Origin of the sequence: Treponema sp. UBA3813 (assembly GCA_002368605.1) — a bacterium.
Classification (GTDB): domain Bacteria; phylum Spirochaetota; class Spirochaetia; order Treponematales; family Treponemataceae; genus Treponema_D.
This window is the reverse complement of the sequence record DFEB01000051.1, coordinates 14,924-29,937: the sequence shown is the minus strand read 5'-3', so window position 1 is coordinate 29,937 and position 15,014 is coordinate 14,924. Positions and strand designations below refer to the sequence as shown.

Here is a 15,014-nt window from a genome sequence, read left to right as displayed (position 1 = left end):
TTCCTCAGTCACGCTTTTTTTTATTGGATTTTATTGGATTTTATTGGATTTTATTGGATTTTATTGTTTTTCGTTGGATTTCATTGTTTTTCGTTGGTTTTTATTGTTTTTTGTTGGTTTTTATTGTTTTTTGCTGGTTTTCCGTTGGATTTAACTGGTTTTTCCGCTTTTTTTTAGTATTTTTCCCCAAAAAGCACAGGGAGGCGACTTGGCACGAATATTGCATAGAAGTCTTCTGGAGGAAATATGCAAAACATTCACATCGAAGATTTACCAGAAGCCGTAGCAAGCGGGAAACTGACAAAGGAAAAAGCATCACTGATTATTTGGGAAGAAATTTATAAAAATCCCAAAGTTTTCGGCCTATACAATTTTACAGAAGACCAAAAAAGTGATTTTCTGCTAGAGATGCACAAACATTTCGAGGAGTTATTTGAAAAATTCATACCGGGAAATATTCCCTTCAAAAATTTCATAACAGGATGTCTTTCGAATTACAAGCTACAGTTTCTCAAAAAACAAGTGCAGAAAGAAGCAGAAAGACGAAGCATAGACACTTTCTTGAGGACAAAAACAGAAGAGGACATTCAAAAATACAACAATATCATCCTAGAGGATAACTTCTCAAGTCTAAATGAAAAAAAATCCAGAACATTCTCAAAACTAGAGAAAAACAAAAGAAACTCCTATGACAAGCGTGATAAAAGAAGCGCAGAACTCACAACTCTTATTCTGATGATGAAGGCATGCAAAGATATCGATGACAACACGATTGATGCAGTAAGTTCATTTACCGAAATTGACAGAAATCTCCTTTGTGAGAAAATTCAAGAACTAAAAGAAAGCATATCGCGAAAAAATGAAACAAACCTAAAATTAATAAAAAAAAGAAACAATGCCTTTTTCTTTCACAGAAAATATATGCAGGAAATGACTTGTACGACAAACGAAAGACTTCTGGAAAGTCTCAAAGAGCGATACGAAAAACAGACTGAAAAATGGAAAGCTCATAACGAAAGACTATCAGTTCGTTCCACAAAACCTTCAAATGAAGAAATCGCAAGAATAATAGGAATAAAGCCAAGAATGGTTTCTTTTTACATAAATCACGCAAACAGGGAAAAAACTCAGGAAAAGATACACAAACTATACATGAAAGAAAGGGATAAAGAAAAAAGCGAGATTGCGGAAGAAGAGAAAAATCAGTAGGATTCTCCCATGAACAAAAAGAAATTGTACCTGGCGTCAGGAAACAAGCACAAGCAAAAGGAAATGCAGGAGCTTCTTTCTGATTTTGAAATCAGAATTCCAAGTGATGACGGAATTGAATTCGCCCCCATCGAAGACGGAAAATCTTTCTACGAGAACTCACTGATTAAGGCACGCGCCCTCTGGAATCTCGTGCATGAACCGGTCATTGCAGATGATTCCGGAATATGCGTCTCTGCATTGAAAGGAGAGCCGGGAATCTATACTTCCCGCTATGCAGGTCCGAATTTTATGCACGGAAAGCCGGACGGAAGCAAAATTTCCCAGGAAGAGCAGAACCGCTTTCTTATAGAGCAACTAAACGCCACGGGCTCGCGCGACCGCAGTTGCCACTACACTTGCGCCATGGTTCTTCTCTTGAATCCCGAAAGATTTTTCGTCGCTCAGGAGACATTTGAAGGCGAGTTAATTCCTTCAATCGAAAAACAAGCTGGCTCAGGCGGATTCGGATACGACCCGATCGTTTGGCTTCCTCAATACAAAAAAACAGTGGCAGAAATCTCCGCAGAAGAAAAAAACAAAATCTCCCACCGAGGAAAAGCCGTTCAGACAATAAAGAAGGTCTTGGAGAATCTCATTTTTTAGGACGCTTGCAGATATTTATCCCCTTGTGGCATTTTTTACGCTTCACTTTAGAAAAAAAATTTAAAAAAAATGAATTTTTTTGCTAAAGTTTCTAAAGACCATAGCCGATACTAATAAGGACAAGCTATGCTCAGAACAGCTTCGTAGAAGAATACTGAACAAGTGCGTCACGAAAAAGGAGACGGATGTAGCCTTGTAATACTGAAGTTTCCTTTTTCAAACAGGCCGAAAAGGATTTTGGTCTGAAACATATTTCCACGGAGGAAAACACTATGGTCATTAACCACAACATGTCCGCAATGTTCGCTGACAGACAGCTCGGCGTAACAGGTCTCAGTCTTTCAAAAGACATGGAGAAACTCTCTTCAGGCGAAAAAATCAACCGCGCAGGTGACGACGCTTCAGGACTCGCAGTATCTGAAAAGATGCGCAGCCAGATTCGTGGTCTCAACAAAGCCTCAGAAAACGCACAGAACGGTATCAGTTTCATTCAGGTAGCAGAAGGCTACTTGCAGGAAACAACTGACATCATGCAGCGTATCCGTGAGCTTGCTGTTCAGTCATCAAACGGAATTTATTCAGATGAAGACCGTATGCAGATTCAGGTTGAGATTTCTCAGCTCGTTGCAGAAGTTGACCGCATTGCTTCACAGGCTCAGTTCAACGGTATGAACATGCTCACAGGACGCTTCGCACAGTCTACTGGCGAGAATGCCGTTACATCATCTATGTGGTTCCACATCGGAGCTAACATGGATCAGCGTATGCAGGTATTCATCGGCACAATGACAGCAGCTGCTCTCGGCGTACGAGATGTAGCAGCAGAAGAGATTCTGAGCCTTTCAACACCAGAATTGGCAAACCGCGCAATCGGTACTATCGATGAGGCTCTCAAAAAGATCAACAAACAGCGCGCAGACCTCGGCGGCTATCAGAACCGCATGGAATACGCAGTTAAAGGTCTTGATGTTGCAGCAGAGAACCTTCAGGCTTCAGAATCACGCATCCGCGACACCGATATGGCTCAGCAGATGGTAGAATTCACTAAGAATGAAGTTCTCCAGCAGGCAGGAACTGCTATGCTCGCTCAGGCAAACACGCAGTCTCAGAATGTCTTGTCTTTGCTTCGATAGTGCATTATAATATTCTTGAAAGAGTCTTAAAGGCTCTTTCAAGAATTTGCGCGGATTTTTGCTCTACCCTCTTTATTTTCTTCAAATATCCCGCTACAATGTAATCATCAGAATTCAGGAAAACCGTGATTTTTTTCTGTTTTCTTTAAACCATTTTGATGTGGATTTAGACACATCATCAGTTCTTTGAAAATTGCTTTTCATGCTTTCTGTGACGGCGTAAGTTGATGTTGAATTCCTTTGTACAAGGCAAGGCTATTCAGTATCGTCTCCCGCTGTAAAGGTCTAAATCGCTTTCGGGGGCGCAAAAACCGAAAGACAGCCTGCACAGATTGGGACATACAACACGATGTTGTATCTGTCTTTTTTTTATCATGGAGGGCACAAATATGGTAATTAATCACAACATGAGTTCTTTGTATGCTAACCGCACATTGGGCGTTTCTAACGACCAGTTAATGGGAAACATCGAAAAACTCAGTTCAGGTCAGCGCATTAACAAAGCTGGCGACGATGCTTCAGGATTGGCAGTATCTGAGAAGATGCGCAGCCAGATCCGCGGATTGAACCAGGCTAACCGAAACATCCAGAATGGTGTTTCATTTATCCAGGCTACAGAAGGATACTTGCAGGAAACTACAGACATCCTCCAGAGAATCCGTGAGCTCGCAGTTCAGTCAGCTAACGGTATCTATTCAGACGAAGACCGTATGCAGATTCAGGTAGAAGTTTCACAGCTTGTTGCCGAAGTTGATCGCATTGCTTCACAGGCTCAGTTCAACGGAATGAACATGCTTACAGGTAGCTTCTCTCAGAATTCAGACCGCATCATGCAGTTCCAGATTGGAGCTAATGTTGACCAGAACGAACGTGTATATATCGGCACCATGACCGCTCAGTCTCTCGGCCTCAAAGGCGCTCAGGGATCAGAAGAGGGCATTGGAATCGCTACACCTGACACAGCTAACATGGCAATCGCTACTGTTGATGAAGCACTCAAAAGTGTTTCTAAACAACGTGCAGATCTTGGTGCATACCAGAACCGCTTTGAAATGGCTGCAAATGGCGTAAGTGTTGCTGCCGAGAACCTTCAGGCTGCTGAATCACGCATCCGTGACACAGACATGGCTTCTGAAATGGTTGAGTACACAAAGAACCAGATTCTTACACAGTCTGGAACAGCTATGCTCGCACAGGCAAACAGCCAGTCACAGAATGTATTGGCTTTGCTCCGCTAGTTCATAGCACACAATAAAATCGATTGTTGGATGCGATAAAAAGAGACTACTGGATGTTGTCTTTTCGCAGACACAATCGTAAGAGAAAAAGGTGCGCCCCTTTTTCTCTTTATTTCAGGAGGAAGGCCCATGAATACAATCAATTCAGTCGGGCAGAATTTGGCAATGGATGGCCACTTTTCGTATAACTCCGGAGCAGCAAAAGTTGTAAAACCAGCCGCACCAATCAAACCAGCGGATGTTCCTATGGCAGATGCTGCCCAAGTGGTACAGAACATTACAAATAATCTTGCCCAGGTCAAGGAAGATGCTAAACAACTTCAGCGGTTGTCTGATGTCGTTATGGGACGCAAAGTCCAGTTTAATGTCAATCAGGAACTCAATCAGGTTGTCGTTTCTATCGTTGACCCGTCAACAGATAAAGTCATCAAGGAGATTCCATCCCAAGACTTGCAGAAACTGAAGGTGAGAATTCGGAAGACTATCGGTCTTTTATTCGATGAAATGATTTAATTTCGTCACACCGTAATCTACTTGATTAATTTTAGTTTTCTGTAATCTGAGGGGATATTACTATGGCTGAAATTTCAATACCTGGCGTCAGTGATAAATATAAAACCAACGATTATATTGACGCACTGATGAAAAAAGAGCGTATTCCTCTCACTCGTGAGCAGGAATCGCTTGACAGGTACAAAGAACAGCAGAGCGCATGGCGTGGTGTAAACCAAAAAATGTCCGCTCTCCGCGATAGCACAAAAACACTCTACTCTTTCGAAAATCCCTTTAACAATAAAATTGCAAATTCTTCAGATGAGCGAGCAATTACCGCAGAAGCAGGGCGTGATGCGGCCGTCGAATCTATTAAAGTCGATGTCATAAAAGAAGCTACTGCAGACAGATTTTTATCCGGTGAAATCGACAAAAATGCAAAAATTCCCAAAGGTGTATACACATTTGAAATCGGCGATAAAAAAATCACGTTCAATTACAAGGGCGGAAAGCTAAGTGATTTCGTTACATCATTAAATAAGCGCGGAGCAAATACACTGAAAGCCTCTCTCGTTGGAGTAAGCAACGGAAAGTCATCTTTACTTATAGAATCACTAAAAACAGGCGAAGAAAACAGACTAGTTTTAAAAGATGATGCACTCACATTCGCACTAGACAATAAAATCGTTGAAAAAAGCAAAAAAGAAACCAGTATCTTCGGCACAAATCTTTCAGAATATGAAAATCCAATTGATGAGAAAACTCTTGTCGATTCAAAAATACCAGATGTTGAGCAGGATGGTCTTCCAGCACTCTCCAAAAACTTCATTTCTTTTGATGATGAGACTGGAAAGCTATTAGTTCCTCCCCGAAGCGGTCTCACCCTCGCTATTCCAGAAGAATATCTTTCCGTAAATTCTGAAATTTTTGAATTCAGCTATTCTACGGAACAAGTAGAAGATTTAACCGAGGAACTGAACATAAAACGCACGACCAGACCAGAACTTCCAGAAGCTGGAGTCGCGACATTCGAAACAATCACCGTTCAAAATGAACAAATAGAAACAAATCTTCCGCCAGTAGAAATCGAACCGCTTGTTCCAGTTAAAGAACATGATGATTTTTATGTTCACAATAAAAACGGCAGTGAAGTTAAAATCGACACGGCACTTTTAAAAGTTGACGAAGAGACCGGCGAAAAAACAGTTTCTCTTTCACTCAAAGACTATCCCGATATCGAAAGTATAGTCATCCGGAATCGAAACACAGGAACACAAATCGCAATATCACAATTCTCAGCATACGATGAAAAAAAGAATCTTGGATACTCACCTGTCAATCCAATTTCAGAGGCGGGAGATGCAGTATTAAAATACGAGGGAATTACAATAACCCGCCCCACAAACAAAATAGATGATGTCGTTCCTAATGTCACCCTCAATGTGCATCAGGCAACAGAAAGAACGGCAACAATTGACATTACAAGTGACAAAGAAAGTGCGAAAGATGCCCTGATTGAATTTGTCGGCCGATACAATCAGGTTTTGGCTGAAATGACGATTTTAAGTGAAAACAAGCCTGAAATCATATCAGAGCTTGACTACCTTTCCGATTCCGAAAAAGAAGAGGCAGAAGCTAAATTAGGCATGTTCCAAAATGACTTTTCTCTCACAAACGGAAAATCTTCGCTTCGTGCTATCGTTACGGCAAATTACCGATGGGCAGACGATGCCACGCTTACAATGTTAAGTCAGATAGGAATTTCCAGCAGGGCATCTGGAAGCACAGGCGGATATGTGGCAAGCCAAATGCGCGGATATCTGGAAATCGATGAGAAAAAACTCGACAGCGCACTCGACGAACACATGGACGAAATTAAAAATCTTTTCGGTTACGATTCGGACGGAGATTTAGTCGTAGATTCAGGTATCGGCTATGCAATCGACAAACAGTTAACAAGTTGGGTTCAGAGTGGTGGCATCATAGCAAGTAAAAACAGCGGAATCAACACAAAAATAAAAGCATCTGAGGCAAATATCCGCAAACTCGAAAGTCAGCTAGCTTCGAAAGAATCACAACTCAGAAATAAATATAGCCAAATGGAAGGAACGCTCAACAATCTTAATGCCCAATCAACTACTGTAAGTAATTTTGCAAATAATGGAAAACAGTAGTATAATATATGAAAGCTTGAGCTTTTCTCATAAGGATTTTATATGGAATTTTATGTAAACAACGAAAAACTTGATATTATTCTCGAAAATGAAAAAACAGTCGGGGATGTTCTTAAATCATTTGAAGAAGAATGTGCCAAAAACAATGCGACCACAATAAATATTGTTCTCAACGGGAAGAATATCGGAGCAGAAGAATTCGATTCAATTTTTGACGAACCCCTAAAAGAAGATACAAAGCTCGAACTGATTATCGTAACCCAAAGTGAAATAAAAAATTCATTCCAAAGCCAGAAGAAAGAGTGCAATGCACTTTCTGAGCAGTTGCAGAATCTTTCAGTACAGCTCCAAAGCGGTAAAGACAAAGAGGCTACAATCCTAATATCAAAACTCGCAGATTTCATTGAAAAGTTCTGTCACTCAGCAACACTTTCGGCTTTATTTCCCGAATTTTACTCAAAACTCAGCATAGACGGAAAGAGTGTAAATGACTTCTTTCAGGATTTCTCGCAAATTCTCAATGACTTTGAGCAGGCAATAGCATCAAAAGACACAGTCCTTATGGGTGATTTAGCAGAATACGAAATCAGCCCACGGCTTCAATCAATCGCAAAAACAATCGAGGAGTTATAAATATATGGGAAATCTTTCACTTTTTTTGCTTCAAACAGGCTCTCCTCTTCAAGCACGGCTTGAGGTCAACATTTTTACTGTTGTTATAATTCTTATCGCAATTATTTTTGTAATCGCATTGATTTATTTTGTATCTCGAACGATTACAAATCACCTAAACTCTCCAGCCTATATCGAAAAAAAGAAGAACCGTCCTACATCTCTGAAAGACATAAATGAGCTAAGCACGCTTTGCTCACTTGTGAAAGAAGAGCGTGATGTTCTCAGCGCTATCTGCAAGAATCACAAAACGCCAAACATCAAGTACATTGTCCGCGACTATTCAACGATAACGGCATTACTTAAAGAGCAATTCAAGACTTTTGACCGCGTAAATGATGAAGTCGGTAAAACAAATCTCTTTTCCCTTCAAAAAAAGATTTTCAAAGTTTTCCGTCAGCAGGGACTTATAAAAAACTCAAAAAATATCGCCGCAGAAACCGTATTCACGCTTACACTTGCCAAAGGATTTCACCACAAGCTAAAAATGCGCGAAAACAATTCGGAAGCAATAATTCTTGCCATTCCTCCAACTATCAAACAGGCTGAGTTACCAAAACCACTCGAAAAGGTAAATTTTATTTTCGAACTTGAAGACGGAACTCCTTATAACCTTGAGTCACGCATCGTCCGCTATCAGAAAGGAAAAGAAAACGAAGAGCAGATGGTTGTTGTACATTCTGACAAAGTTTCTCCATTGCAAAAACGCGAGCAGGAACGAGCAGAAATGAATATCGCATGTAACTTTCATTCTGTCAAAGTCGTTGTTGAGGGGGCTGGTAAAAAAGAAAAGGTTCATTATGTTCCAGCAGAAAAAACCTATGAGGGAATTCTCGAAGACATTTCCACAGGTGGCTGTCGTTTAGTCGCAACGCTGCCAATTAAAGCGGAACAGCACATATATATTGACGGTCCTCTGAACAGAAAACAGAACGATCATGCAGTCGGAACTATCGTACGAACTACAAAGCGAAGCGATGGTATATATATTCTTCACATTCGATTCCTCAAGATTGAGCCAAAAGTCGTTAACAGAATACAAGCAATGGTTTGTAAATATGACGATTAATCATCGCTTGACGGAATTTAATCTATAGGTTATTTTAAGATATGCAGGTTTTAGAACTTAATCAGATTGTACCCGATTCTAGTTACATCTACTACCGCCGTAATTACTCAGCGGTCGCAAAGTTGCAGATGCTTTCTAAAACAATTGACATAAAAATCTCTTTTACGATTGAAATGGGCCCCCTTGGTGACAAAGTCCTTTATGTTGATATAGCTCCGGGCGAAGACATCGACTACCCGCTCATTCCAGTTAAGTCTGCCCTCAAAACATATATTCTCAAAGCAGATGACGAAGGTGTTCTTCCGTGTCCATAACATTTCACACAAATTCCGCAGAAGAAACCATTGAACTGGGTAAAAAAATCGGCTCTCTTCTTCAAAAGGGCGACATCATAGCCCTGCAAGGCACGCTGGCCGCCGGCAAAACCACGATAACAAAAGGAATCGCTTCCGCTCTGGGTGTAAGCGAAGAAATCACCAGCCCGACTTTCTGTCTCATTTCCGAATACGAAGGTAAAATGCCTCTCTATCACATGGATGTCTATCGCCTTGAAGGCGGCGAGGATTTCATCAATCTGGGAGTTGAGGATTTAATCTATGGCAATGGAGTTTCCTTGATTGAGTGGAGCGAAAAAGTCATGGACGAACTCCCAAAAAAGACTATAATACTAAAACTCGAACCTGTTGAAGGCACCACGGAGCGCACCATAACGCTTGAAAACTGGCCCCACGCACAAATCTTGTAAATTGGAATAAAAATGAAAGCACTGGTAATTGACGCCGCCGCAAGCTGTATGCACATAGCGGCAAAAAATGACGATATAAAAGCCTACCTCTCCCTTGATATGGGGCAAAAGCAGTCTCAAAAGTTGCTCCCTGCCATCGACTATGCTCTCTCTCAAATTGAGCTAAAGGCTTCTGATTTGGATTACACGGCCCTCACAAGCGGCCCTGGAACTTTCACCGGGCTCAGACTCGCCTTCTCTGCCCTCAAAGCCATTGAGCTTGCCCACAATGTTCCTATTTATGGCATTCCAAGTCTTGACGCTTATACTTTTCCTTTCACTTCTTTCGATGGCCAGGTTGTGAGCGTAATTGATGCAAAAAAAGACCAGTTCTTCGCCGCTGTTTACGAAAATGGCAAAACAATTTCAGAGGCAGAGGACACAAGCGCAGAAGCAGTCGCAAAAAAACTCTCAAAAGACAAAAAAATCCTCTTGACCGGACCTGATGCAAAAATCTTTAAGGAAGAGCTTTCAAAAATCGATTCAAAGCTGAATCTTCTTGTTTATGAAAGCCAGCCAAATCCGTCAGAGTCTCTTTTTTCGATTGCCGAAGATATGATAGAGCAAAAAAAAGAGCCCCTCGCAGATTACGACGGCCCTGTATATTTACGCAAGTCTGAAGCAGAAATTAAATTGGAAATTGCAAATTAAGTTAGACGCAGATGAACACAGATAAACGCTGATAAAAATATTGGATTACATCTGTGTGAATCTGTGTGAATCTGCGTGCATCCGTGTCAAAATTTTAAGAAAGCAAATTTGCGAGCGCGTCCAGGGCTGTTGAGCCAAGAGCCGCCTCACGGTTCTGCCGCTGAATATCGTCATAAACTTCCTGACGGAAAACTTTTACGGTCTTTGGGGCGTCAACGCCGATTTTTACCTGATCGCCTGAGATTCCGATAATCTGAATCGATATATCATTTCCGATTTTGATTTTCTCATCGACTTTTCTTGACAATATAAGCATTATTTTGCCCCCTTCGCTTTGAGAGCTTTGATAATGTTGTATTTTGTCGTCCATTTCGTGTCAGCCAGAATCACCTGAAGAGCAAGATTGTTCTTTTTGTTCACAACGACCGGTCCCTGAAGGTTTGCCGTAACCGGGCCACCGTCAGCCGGAACAGTGACGATTGCCCAGACAATTACATCCGCGCTTGACTCCACATCGATTTCAAAAAGAGCCTTATCATCCACATCAAGCTCGTAATGCTCGGCGATGATAAAGGGATCTACGATAAGGAAAGCAAGGGAAGACTCATCGAGAGACTGCATCCAGTAAAAGGGCTTGTACTCCGACTCAATCAGGGCGTATTTGTGAAAATCTTCAAATCCAAGAAGTCCGTTGGGAAAGTCAATGATATTTTTCTCATCAACAGAAACAGTTCCCATTGTCTTAGTCTTTACATCCATGTTATTCTCCATGATTTTTATCGCATATAATTCAAGAGGGTTGATGAATACATCTTGCCGGCATTTGAGAGCGTGGCGTTCTGGGTGTATTCCAGCATTTTCTCGTCTGTGATGGCTTTGGTCAAATCCAGGTCACCTTCACGGCTGATTTGCCCAGTAACATTGAGGGCCACGGCAGAATTCCGGGTCATGTCGTTCTGGAGACGCTCGTACTCGCTGCCAGACTTTGCCACCCGATTCACGAGAGTGTTGACTCCAGAATCAAGGCTTGCAAGAACACGGCCACCGATTGCCTCACTGTCGCCAGCAAACATAGCGTCACGAAGGGCAATTACTGTATCAAAGAGAGAGCCGCCCGATACTTTTACAGAGTCGCCGATATTATACGGAGGATGCTGGCTCGAATCTTTAATGATTCCAAGCTCGTTAAGGGCGCTTCCAGAAACATCCTCAAGCCAAAGCTGGCGGGCATCAGTCGTGGTAAAATTAAGACCGTGAGTCACAGGGTCAAGGGAAGCCTTTACGGCAGCCCCTGAAGCATTGATTTTTGAGACAAGGGCATAGACATTATCCCCCGCCTCCACCGCGATTTTCTGGCCGTCAACGGAAATAACAGAGTCGTTCTGAGCCTGCCATTCGCGGGCATCCCGGCCTCCGAAAAGACGCTGATTCTCAGCCCAGAAGATTCGGTTTCCGGCCGTCTCCACGGTGATATATTTATTTTCATCTACTTCGATTTTATTCTGTTCGATTGAGCCGTTGTAGTGAACCGCAGAAATCAGCGGAACGGTAGAGCCTTCCACAGCCCCCATATCCACATCAAAGGCACGGATATTTGAATTCGTTCCCGCAAAAAGTGAATTTCCATCAGGAGCAACAGCATTTGCATTCTGTATAAGCTCGCCCAGCAATTCATTCACTTCAACCGCCATATTGCGCATGTCATCTTTCGTGTAGATTCCGTTTGCGCCCGTGACTGCAAGTTCCCGTACACGCTGCATGATTTCAAGGGAATTTCTCATGTAGCCCTCGCGGTAAAGGTACTGGTCGCTTAAAGTGGTGGCATTCTTTTCAAAATTATTCACGCGGGTAAGGTAAGACTGATACTTAACCAAGTGTCCTGCCGCAATAGGGTCGTCCCGGAGAGAGGAAATGCGGGACTGAGTTCCAATCTGATTGTCGATTTTGGCCCGCTTTACTTCCTGCCGTCGAAGATTGTATTGAGTCTGGTTATTGTTCAGCTGTGAACTGATTCGTGTTGGCATTTTTTAGTCTCCCATGATTTTTCTTTGACGCGGATGGACACAGATAAACGCAGATATATATTTTATAAATCCGCGTGCATCCGCGTTAATCCGCGTCTAATTTATACTCCAAGTCGATTTATTACAGTGTCGAGCATCTGGTCGATTACAGATACAAATTTTGCGGCCGCATTGTAGCCGTGCTGGAACTTGATGATTTCTGCAAGCTCTTCGTCGATGTTTACGCCGGAGATTGAATCCCGGAGATTTCTCAAATCGTCCATGATAGCGTTCTGGCTCAGCATGTTCATCTCGGCCTGCTCGCCCTTCAAGCCCACATTCGTGACAGAATTGGCAAAATAATCGTCGAAAGTGCGGTCTTTTCCAATCATCACATTTGTATTTCGGATTGAGGCGATTTCAACAGCAGCCCGTCCATCACCAATCATTGATTTTCCCTGATTTGTCGGGTAAGCCGCCGCCACGCTCAAAACATCGCCCTTAATTGCCTCATTGACAGCAATGTATCCAGCCGGATTCAAGACCGGAGCCACGGCAAAAGCGCCTCGGAGAGAGTTCACTGCGTCAGCCTGAGCGAAATCATAAGCGTTTTCTGCCCCGCTACCCTGCAAAATGCCAGAATAAGCGGTGAGGAACATTCCCGAATCTTCCACATGGCGGATAACGAAGTCAGGGTTTTCCATGTTCTGAGCCGTAGTTGCCTTCAAGACAAGGTGGTTGTCCCGGTCAAGGTAAGCCTTCACCTCACCGTCTGAGTCATTGATTCGGGCAACAACTTCCTCAATCGTGTCAGTTGCATGGTAAGGAACAGAAATAGTTCCGCTTTTTCCTGAGAAAGTCATGGTTCCTTCAAGGCCGACTTTTTCCTGGGGATTAAGCTCGTTCGTTCCCGTAAATCTGAAAATGTAAGAGTGATCGTCCACGCCGTCGCCGTTTCGGTCATAATTTCCGTTCACGCTGGTAACGAATGGATGCTGAACGAAGAAATCAAGGCCTGTCACATTGTTCATGCCGATTCCGGCCCGGTGCACATCGTTTACAAGGTCTGCAAAGTTCATAGTAACAGTATTCAAAGTCTGAACTTCGCTTCGGATATCAACATCACGGAGCTCTATCAAGGCTCCCAAAGTGCCGCCAGAAACCTGAACTGTGTTTTTCGTATCGCTCCAGATAACCCGGCTATAACCGTTGTTGTCGGTCATTGGCTCAACTTCAAACTGGCGGGCAATGTGTCCCTGAACCAGGATATTTCCCTCAAGGTGAACCATAAACTCATCGTTATCACGGATGTCCGTGGTGATATTGGCAAGCCCTGAAAGTTTTTCAACAAGCAAGTCACGGCGGTCAAGCAAATCATTTGGATTATCGCCCATGGCCTTTACCTTGACGATTTCATTGTTGATTTCGCCAATCTGCTTTGTAATTGAGTTAATCTGCTTTACGGTGGCCTCAATGTCGCCGTTAATGAGATTTCCGATTCCGCTCAAAGCCGTATATCGCTGCTGGATGCTCTCGGCCAAAGTCTCACCCCGCGTAACGACAGCCTGTCGGGCAGCCTGACTTTCCGGGTAAACAGAAAGCTCCTGCCAGCTCTGCCAGTATTTATCCATATTATTGCGGATTGAGATTTCATCAGGCTCATTGTAAACCTGCTCAATCATGGTGTAGTATTTTTCACGGGTAGTCCAGTAAGTTTCCTGATTGGTCTGAGCCACGATTCTCTGGTCAAGAAGTTCGTCACGAAGGCGGTTGATTGACTCCACAGAAGTTCCCTGACCAATCTGACCTGCCCTCTCCTCACGGGTCAAGTCCGGGCGGTAAATCGGGTCAAAAGTCTTGATCTGAACCCTCTGGCGTGAATAGCCTTCAGTGTCGGCATTCGAAATATTGTGACCGGCAGTATTAATCTGCGTAGAGTGAGCCATGAGGCTTCTTTTTCCAATCTCAATCGCTGCGAATGAATTTGCCATAATCTATTCTCCTCTGTTTTTTCCTAAATCATCTGGTTGAGAACCACACTGCGGGGTTCCGGCTTAACAATCTGTCCTTTATTTGAATAAAGGATATTCCGACGCTGGGGAATCACCGAATCAAAGACCCCCTGCAAGAACTTTCTTGTCGTAGTGATGTATTCGTTCAAAACCTTGTTCTCCACCTTTGACTTCTGAAGTTTTCCCCTCACCTCAGTCAAGACTGGAGAAATCGTCTCATCGCTCGCCATATCGATATTCTCGCTCAAAGACGTTCGTTTTTCCTCAAGCTCTACGAACTGATCGCTTAAATTCTGGAGATTCTCAATCTTTTTATTGAGCGAGTCCCAGTCTTTCTCTTTCACGCAATTATGAAGAAGCGTCTGCTGCTCCAAAATTTTATCGAGAAGCGCATTTTCTTCCTGCATCACAGAAAGGAGATTCTCTTTTTGTGCGATAATCGTATTGTTACCGGCATTTTGCCCAATATTTTCTTCAGCCATTGGTTTCCCCAATTAGATTTATTCTTTTTGATTATCGGAATTTAAGAACCGGAGTTTAGGGAAAAGTATATAAAGAAACAAGGCAAAAATTAACAATTAAATCAATTTTAAGTTTATTTAACTCAATTTCAGATATGCTGTCGATGTATTTTTTTTTGATTTTTTACGCACAGAACGATTGACATGATTTCATGTTTTTTGATATAGTATCACACATCAGTTACATGGTGCCTGTAGTTCAGTGGTAGAGCGTCAGATTGTGGATCTGATTGTCGTGGGTTCGAGCCCCATCAGGCACCCAATCTGCACGAGGCATTAGCCAAAAGCAGAAATGCGTTCGTAGCTCAACTGGATAGAGTAACGGACTTCGAATCCGTAGGTTGCACGTTCGATCCGTGTCGGACGCATACTTTTTTAACTGATAATCGGGCGACTAGCTCAGTTGGTAGA

The 15,014-nt window shown here is 42.7% G+C and carries 16 protein-coding genes and 2 tRNA genes; 13 read left to right on the top strand and 5 right to left on the bottom strand.

What is annotated here, in order from left to right; genetic code table 11:
* Positions 1-246: 246 nt before the first annotated feature.
* From B2089_RS08785 to tsaB, 11 genes are all read left to right on the top strand, one after another.
* On the top strand, positions 247-1,209 hold the full coding sequence (locus B2089_RS08785) for a hypothetical protein (protein ID WP_296322736.1): 963 nt from the start codon (positions 247-249) through the stop codon (positions 1,207-1,209).
* Between the two features lie 9 nt (positions 1,210-1,218).
* Positions 1,219-1,854 carry an RdgB/HAM1 family non-canonical purine NTP pyrophosphatase gene (gene rdgB / locus B2089_RS08780; protein WP_296322733.1) on the top strand — a complete coding sequence of 212 codons (636 nt, stop codon included), beginning with the start codon at positions 1,219-1,221 and terminating at the stop codon, positions 1,852-1,854.
* 272 nt (positions 1,855-2,126) lie between these two features.
* Positions 2,127-2,987: a flagellin gene (locus B2089_RS08775; protein WP_296322730.1), complete on the top strand. Its 861-nt coding sequence runs from the start codon at positions 2,127-2,129 to the stop codon at positions 2,985-2,987.
* A 389-nt stretch (positions 2,988-3,376) separates the two neighbouring features.
* Positions 3,377-4,225 (top strand): flagellin, encoded by an 849-nt coding sequence (locus B2089_RS08770; protein ID WP_296322726.1) that lies wholly within the window; start codon positions 3,377-3,379, stop codon positions 4,223-4,225.
* A gap of 129 nt (positions 4,226-4,354) precedes the next feature.
* Positions 4,355-4,738, top strand: a complete 384-nt coding sequence (locus B2089_RS08765; RefSeq protein WP_296322722.1) for a flagellar protein FlaG — start codon at positions 4,355-4,357, stop codon at positions 4,736-4,738.
* A gap of 62 nt (positions 4,739-4,800) precedes the next feature.
* Positions 4,801-6,891, top strand: a complete 2,091-nt coding sequence (gene fliD / locus B2089_RS08760) for a flagellar filament capping protein FliD (protein WP_296322719.1) — start codon at positions 4,801-4,803, stop codon at positions 6,889-6,891.
* Between the two features lie 42 nt (positions 6,892-6,933).
* Positions 6,934-7,524 carry a hypothetical protein gene (locus tag B2089_RS08755; RefSeq protein ID WP_296322716.1) on the top strand — a complete coding sequence of 197 codons (591 nt, stop codon included), beginning with the start codon at positions 6,934-6,936 and terminating at the stop codon, positions 7,522-7,524.
* Between the two features lie 4 nt (positions 7,525-7,528).
* The gene (locus B2089_RS08750; protein ID WP_296322713.1) at positions 7,529-8,632 is read left to right on the top strand and encodes a PilZ domain-containing protein; all 1,104 of its coding nucleotides are present in this window, start codon (positions 7,529-7,531) and stop codon (positions 8,630-8,632) included.
* Between the two features lie 41 nt (positions 8,633-8,673).
* The gene (locus tag B2089_RS08745; RefSeq protein ID WP_296322711.1) at positions 8,674-8,946 is read left to right on the top strand and encodes a hypothetical protein; all 273 of its coding nucleotides are present in this window, start codon (positions 8,674-8,676) and stop codon (positions 8,944-8,946) included.
* Positions 8,943-9,377: a tRNA (adenosine(37)-N6)-threonylcarbamoyltransferase complex ATPase subunit type 1 TsaE gene (tsaE, locus tag B2089_RS08740; protein WP_296322809.1), complete on the top strand. Its 435-nt coding sequence runs from the start codon at positions 8,943-8,945 to the stop codon at positions 9,375-9,377. Before B2089_RS08745 ends, tsaE begins: the two co-directional genes overlap by 4 nt.
* A gap of 12 nt (positions 9,378-9,389) precedes the next feature.
* On the top strand, positions 9,390-10,067 hold the full coding sequence (gene tsaB / locus B2089_RS08735; RefSeq protein ID WP_296322708.1) for a tRNA (adenosine(37)-N6)-threonylcarbamoyltransferase complex dimerization subunit type 1 TsaB: 678 nt from the start codon (positions 9,390-9,392) through the stop codon (positions 10,065-10,067).
* 94 nt (positions 10,068-10,161) lie between these two features.
* Here tsaB and csrA read toward each other — a convergent pair whose 3' ends face one another.
* The 5 genes from csrA to B2089_RS08710 all read right to left on the bottom strand — a co-directional run bounded on the left by csrA (position 10,162) and on the right by B2089_RS08710 (position 14,564).
* The gene (gene csrA / locus B2089_RS08730) at positions 10,162-10,383 is read right to left on the bottom strand and encodes a carbon storage regulator CsrA (protein WP_294427714.1); all 222 of its coding nucleotides are present in this window, start codon (positions 10,381-10,383) and stop codon (positions 10,162-10,164) included.
* Positions 10,383-10,826 carry a flagellar assembly protein FliW gene (gene fliW / locus B2089_RS08725; protein WP_296322705.1) on the bottom strand — a complete coding sequence of 148 codons (444 nt, stop codon included), beginning with the start codon at positions 10,824-10,826 and terminating at the stop codon, positions 10,383-10,385. The genes csrA and fliW overlap by 1 nt, the downstream gene beginning before the upstream one ends.
* A gap of 17 nt (positions 10,827-10,843) precedes the next feature.
* Entirely contained in the window at positions 10,844-12,091 is a 1,248-nt protein-coding gene (locus B2089_RS08720) for a flagellar hook-associated protein 3 (protein WP_296322701.1), read from the bottom strand.
* Between the two features lie 101 nt (positions 12,092-12,192).
* A complete protein-coding gene (gene flgK, locus B2089_RS08715) occupies positions 12,193-14,061 on the bottom strand; it encodes a flagellar hook-associated protein FlgK (protein ID WP_296322698.1) in 1,869 nt (622 codons plus the stop codon).
* A gap of 23 nt (positions 14,062-14,084) precedes the next feature.
* Positions 14,085-14,564, bottom strand: a complete 480-nt coding sequence (locus tag B2089_RS08710; protein ID WP_296322693.1) for a hypothetical protein — start codon at positions 14,562-14,564, stop codon at positions 14,085-14,087.
* Between the two features lie 227 nt (positions 14,565-14,791).
* On the opposite strand from B2089_RS08710, the gene B2089_RS08705 reads away from it, so the two are divergent.
* Positions 14,792-14,863 (top strand) — tRNA-His (locus tag B2089_RS08705).
* A gap of 34 nt (positions 14,864-14,897) precedes the next feature.
* A tRNA-Arg gene (locus tag B2089_RS08700) sits at positions 14,898-14,971 on the top strand.
* Positions 14,972-15,014 lie beyond the last annotated feature (43 nt).

Excerpts from the sequence above, each read along its gene's own strand:
- B2089_RS08785 (WP_296322736.1), top strand. The coding sequence starts at position 247 with ATGCAAAACATTCACATCGAAGATTTACCAGAAGCCGTAGCAAGCGGG.
- rdgB (WP_296322733.1), top strand. The coding sequence starts at position 1,219 with ATGAACAAAAAGAAATTGTACCTGGCGTCAGGAAACAAGCACAAGCAA.
- B2089_RS08775 (WP_296322730.1), top strand. The coding sequence starts at position 2,127 with ATGGTCATTAACCACAACATGTCCGCAATGTTCGCTGACAGACAGCTC.
- B2089_RS08770 (WP_296322726.1), top strand. The coding sequence starts at position 3,377 with ATGGTAATTAATCACAACATGAGTTCTTTGTATGCTAACCGCACATTG.
- B2089_RS08765 (WP_296322722.1), top strand. The coding sequence starts at position 4,355 with ATGAATACAATCAATTCAGTCGGGCAGAATTTGGCAATGGATGGCCAC.
- fliD (WP_296322719.1), top strand. The coding sequence starts at position 4,801 with ATGGCTGAAATTTCAATACCTGGCGTCAGTGATAAATATAAAACCAAC.
- B2089_RS08755 (WP_296322716.1), top strand. The coding sequence starts at position 6,934 with ATGGAATTTTATGTAAACAACGAAAAACTTGATATTATTCTCGAAAAT.
- B2089_RS08750 (WP_296322713.1), top strand. The coding sequence starts at position 7,529 with ATGGGAAATCTTTCACTTTTTTTGCTTCAAACAGGCTCTCCTCTTCAA.
- B2089_RS08745 (WP_296322711.1), top strand. The coding sequence starts at position 8,674 with ATGCAGGTTTTAGAACTTAATCAGATTGTACCCGATTCTAGTTACATC.
- tsaB (WP_296322708.1), top strand. The coding sequence starts at position 9,390 with ATGAAAGCACTGGTAATTGACGCCGCCGCAAGCTGTATGCACATAGCG.
- csrA (WP_294427714.1), bottom strand. The coding sequence starts at position 10,383 with ATGCTTATATTGTCAAGAAAAGTCGATGAGAAAATCAAAATCGGAAAT.
- fliW (WP_296322705.1), bottom strand. The coding sequence starts at position 10,826 with ATGGATGTAAAGACTAAGACAATGGGAACTGTTTCTGTTGATGAGAAA.
- B2089_RS08720 (WP_296322701.1), bottom strand. The coding sequence starts at position 12,091 with ATGCCAACACGAATCAGTTCACAGCTGAACAATAACCAGACTCAATAC.
- flgK (WP_296322698.1), bottom strand. The coding sequence starts at position 14,061 with ATGGCAAATTCATTCGCAGCGATTGAGATTGGAAAAAGAAGCCTCATG.
- B2089_RS08710 (WP_296322693.1), bottom strand. The coding sequence starts at position 14,564 with ATGGCTGAAGAAAATATTGGGCAAAATGCCGGTAACAATACGATTATC.